This is a genomic window from Actinomadura sp. NPDC049753, assembly GCF_040674655.1.
GTDB classification, from domain to species: domain Bacteria; phylum Actinomycetota; class Actinomycetes; order Streptosporangiales; family Streptosporangiaceae; genus Spirillospora; species Spirillospora verrucosospora.
Genome location: NZ_JBFARL010000358.1, coordinates 1 through 4,004, shown reverse-complemented (window position 1 = coordinate 4,004; position 4,004 = coordinate 1). Strand labels below are relative to the sequence as shown.

The 4,004-nt window shown below is 70.9% G+C and carries 4 protein-coding genes and 1 pseudogene; 1 reads left to right on the top strand and 4 read right to left on the bottom strand.

What is annotated here, in order from left to right:
• The 4 genes and pseudogenes from AB0K37_RS40730 to AB0K37_RS40715 all read right to left on the bottom strand — a co-directional run.
• Positions 1-86, bottom strand: a pseudogene (locus tag AB0K37_RS40730) (UPF0182 family protein); the annotation flags it as partial.
• 72 nt (positions 87-158) lie between these two features.
• Positions 159-806, bottom strand: coding sequence for a GTP cyclohydrolase II (ribA, locus tag AB0K37_RS40725; protein WP_345177536.1), 648 nt, complete (start codon positions 804-806; stop codon positions 159-161).
• Between the two features lie 113 nt (positions 807-919).
• The gene (locus AB0K37_RS40720; RefSeq protein ID WP_363991216.1) at positions 920-1,666 is read right to left on the bottom strand and encodes a nucleotidyltransferase domain-containing protein; all 747 of its coding nucleotides are present in this window, start codon (positions 1,664-1,666) and stop codon (positions 920-922) included.
• Positions 1,663-2,364: a nucleotidyltransferase domain-containing protein gene (locus AB0K37_RS40715; protein WP_363991213.1), complete on the bottom strand. Its 702-nt coding sequence runs from the start codon at positions 2,362-2,364 to the stop codon at positions 1,663-1,665. Before AB0K37_RS40715 ends, AB0K37_RS40720 begins: the two co-directional genes overlap by 4 nt.
• Before the next feature lie 208 nt (positions 2,365-2,572).
• On the opposite strand from AB0K37_RS40715, the gene AB0K37_RS40710 reads away from it, so the two are divergent.
• Positions 2,573-3,871: an ABC transporter substrate-binding protein gene (locus AB0K37_RS40710; RefSeq protein WP_363991210.1), complete on the top strand. Its 1,299-nt coding sequence runs from the start codon at positions 2,573-2,575 to the stop codon at positions 3,869-3,871.
• The last annotated feature ends 133 nt before the right edge of the window (positions 3,872-4,004 follow it).

Genomic DNA, 4,004 nt, shown 5'->3' with positions numbered 1-4,004 from the left:
TCGCCGTTGTAGAACGCCGACGGGTCCGTCACGTGGTACTTCGTGAGGATCTTCCGCTGGACCTTGAACTGGTCCTGCGGGTAGCGGAAGTGCGAGGCGGGGGCGGCGCGGGGCCGGGAGCCCGGCCGGCGCCGGGCGCGGCAGCGTCAGCGGCCGCGTCATCGCCGCACCTCGCCGAGCGCCCCGGCGGGGGCGTCGAGCTGCGGGAGGTCGTGACCGAGCCGGTCGCGCTTGGCGGTGAGGTAGCGGACGTTGTCGGCGCTGACCGGGACGAGCAGCGGGACGCGCGCGGCGACGGCGACCCCGTAGGACTCCAGCGCGCTGACCTTGACCGGGTTGTTGGACATCAGCCGCACCGACCGGACGCCGAGGTGCCGCAGGATCCGGGCGGCCGGGCCGTAGTCGCGCACGTCCACCGGCAGCCCGATGGCCGTGGCGGAGTCGACGGTGTCCAGGCCCTGGTCGTCCTGCAGGATGTGGGTCCGGACCTTCGCCACCAGCCCGATCCCGCGGCCCTCGTGGCCGCGCAGGTAGACCAGGGCACCGGCGCCCTCGCGGGCGATGGCGTCCAGGGCGGCGCCGAGCTGGTCCCCGCACTCGCAGCGCGTCGCGCCGAAGATGTCGCCCGTCATGCACTCGGAGTGCATCCGGACGAGCACGTCGTCGCGTCCCCGCACCTCGCCCCGCACCAGCGCCATGTGCTCGTGCCCGTCGACCGGGTCCCGGAACGCGACGGCGCGGAACACGCCGCGCCGGGTCCTGAGGTCCGCCTCCGCGATGTCCTTCTGGTCGATGCCCTCGTCCATCGCTCCCCTTCCCTGGCTCCACAACCACCCCTGGTACGTCGCGAACGCCCGAGGTGGTTGTGTCCCAAAACGGTCCGTACAACCGATGGCACGCAGGGGAGGCGCCTCAGGGTTCAGCCCAGGCGGACGCGGACCACCAAGTCGTGAAGGGCGCGGCGGTTCGCGGGTGCTTCGGGGAGGGCGCTGCGTTCGCGTTCGCCCTCCAGAAGGACGGTGAGCGCGGCGATGTCGCGCTGCAGGCGGGCCGTGTCCGGCGCGTCGTCCGGCAGCGCGGCGTGCTCGGCGGCCCGCTTCGCCTCGATCAGCTCGGGCAGGTAGGACGGCCCGTCTCCGGCGAGCCGTGTCAGGTCGGCCTCGACCTCGCCGGTGCGCATCAGGTGGACGCCCGTCAGCAGCACCCGGAACGTGTAGAGGAGCGGTTTGAGCTCCCGCGACCGCTCGAAGAGCCTCCACTGGGACCGCGCGAAACCCAGGTAGTGGTGCGCGTGGTTGAAGGTGACCAGCCCGGGGACGAGCGACTTCAGCTCGGCGTGCACGGGAGAGGTGGCCACGACCAGCGGCGACATCACCTGCTCCAGGACGTAGCCGTTGCGCCGCGTGAGCAGCGTGCAGAACTTGGCCAGGTCGTGGGTGACCGCGTCGGCCTCCACTCCGGCGTGGTCCCACATCAGCGTGACGGTCTCCTCCCCCGTCTCCAGGCCGACGACCTCCTCCAGCGGCAGCAGGTGGACGCCGCGCAGGTCGACGTCGGAGTCCCGAGACGGGAACCCGTAGAGGTGTGCGCCGCTGACGGTGAGGAACGCGCGGGGATAGGGGTGGTCGGCGGCGAGGCGGTCGGCCATGCCCTCGGGGAGGTTCACCAGGTCACACTCCTGCGTCGAACGGAGACCAGCAGTTCCTCGACCGCGGCGCGGTCGGGTTCGGGCGGCAGCGGGCTTCGGTCCAGGGCCTCGTCCATCGCGGCCCCGACGGAGGCGCGCCACGCGGCGATCTCGTCCCAGCCCACCTCGCCGCGGCGGACGGCGAGGAGCCGGTCGCGCAGGCCTCCGACCTCCAGCCGCAGCTCGCCGTGCCGGACGAGGCGCAGGCCGCTCTCCAGCAGCCGCAGCATGTGCATGACGTGTTTCCAGCGCGGCGCTCCGCCGTTGCGCAAGTCGCCGTCCAGCTTGCGGAACTGGGCCTCGGCGTAGCGGAGGAACGTGCGGTGCGCATGCCGGGACAGGAACGCCGGCCGCACGGCCAGCAGCTCCTCTCCGACCGGCGTGACCCGCTCGACCAGCGGCGACCACAGGCATTCCAGGACGGTCGGGTTCGCGCCCAGCGCCAGCTCGCAGAAGCGCTCCAGCTCCCAGGAGAACTGTTCGGGCAGCGGGCCGTCCAGATGCGTCGGCGGCTTCGTGAAACGCCAGAACAGGGGCGCCGGGGCCGCGTAGACGCCGCGCCGGTCGACGTCGCTCTCATCGGTGGCCAGCCCGTAGGCGCGCGACCCGACCACGACCGACAGGATCGTGTGGTCGCGGACGAGGTCGAGCGCGCCGGAGGGGTCGGGTTTCGTCACGCGGGCAGCCTGGCGCAGGCCCCGCGGGCATGTCGACCGGATTGTCCGGTCTGTGCAAAGCGGTTACAGATCGGCCACGGACTTGCTGAAAGTTTCTGCAAGCAGTTTACGGGACTGAAACGCGTTGCTAACGTCCCGGACCAGCCACCCCCAACTTCTGACTGCGGGACGACGGCCCTTCGCGGGACGTCCCGCGAAGGAGGACACCATGCGGCGCACTCCCCTGATCGGCGGCACCGTCGTCTGTGCCGCCCTCGCGCTGTCGCTCTCCGCCTGCGGCGACGACGACGGCGGCTCGAAGGGCGGCGCGGGCACGGCGAGCCTGCAGGGCCGCGGTCCGATCACCTTCGTGACCGGCAAGGACCGCTCGGGCTACCTGCAGAAGCAGCTCGACGGCTGGAACACCGAGCACCCGAAGGAGCAGGTCCGCATCATCGAACTGCCGGACGAGCCGAACGACCAGCGGCAGCAGATGATCCAGAACGCCACGACCAAGTCCGACGCCTACTCGGTGCTGAACCTCGACGTGGTGTGGACGGCCGAGTTCGCCGCCAACCGCTGGCTCGCGCAGCTGCCCAAGGAACAGATCGACCTGTCCAGGATGCTGCCCGCGACCATCGCCACCGGGCAGTACCGCGACAAGCTGTACGCCGTGCCGTCCACGTCCGACGCCGGGATGCTCTACTTCCGCAAGGACCTGCTGGAGAAGGCCGGCATCACCGACCCGCCGAAGACCTACACCGAGATGTGGGACGACTGCGCCAAGGTCAGGAAGCTGCCCGAGGCGAAGGACGCCGACTGCTTCTTCACCGAGGTCAACAAGACCGAGAGCATGACGATCAGCGCGGTCGAGGCGATCGAGAGCGCCGGCGGCTCCATCATCGGCCCCGACGGCAAGCCGGCGCTGAACACCCCGCAGGCCAAGCAGGGCGTCGAGTTCCTCGTCGGCGCCAAGAAGGACCACATGCCGAAGGAGGCCGTCACCCTCGACACCGAGGGCGGCCGCCGCTACTTCCAGTCCGGCAGGCTGATCTTCCAGCGGCAGTGGCCGTACCAGTACGGCCTGGCGAACTCGGGCGACGGCTCGTCGAAGGTGGCGGGCAAGTTCGCGGTCGCGCCGCTGCCCGGCCCGAACGGCCCCGGCGTCGCCAACCTCGGCGGCCACAACCTCGCGATCTCCGCGTTCGCCAAGAACAAGGCGACCTCGCTCGACTTCATCCGCTACCTCACCGGTGAGCAGGCCCAGCGCGCCAACCTCCTCGCGACCTCGCAGGCGCCCACCGTGGCGGCCCTGTACGACGACCCCGAGATGGTGAAGAAGTTCCCGTACCTGCCCGTCCTCAAGCAGGCCATCGCCAACGCCAGGCCGCGTCCGGTAGCGGTCAAGTACGGCGACGTCACCGCCGCCGTCCAGGGCGAGATGTACGACGCGGTGACCGGGAAGAAGCCCGCCGACCAGGCCCTGACGGACCTGCAGTCCAAGCTCCAGCCGCTGACCGCGCAGTGAGCGGGATGACCACCACCGAGAGCGCGCCCGCCGCCGGCACCGCCGCGGCAACTACGCGGTCCTGTTCTACTTCACCGCGTGGGACGAGAACTTCGTCGAGAAGACCACCAAGGACCCCGCGGTGGTCGTCGAC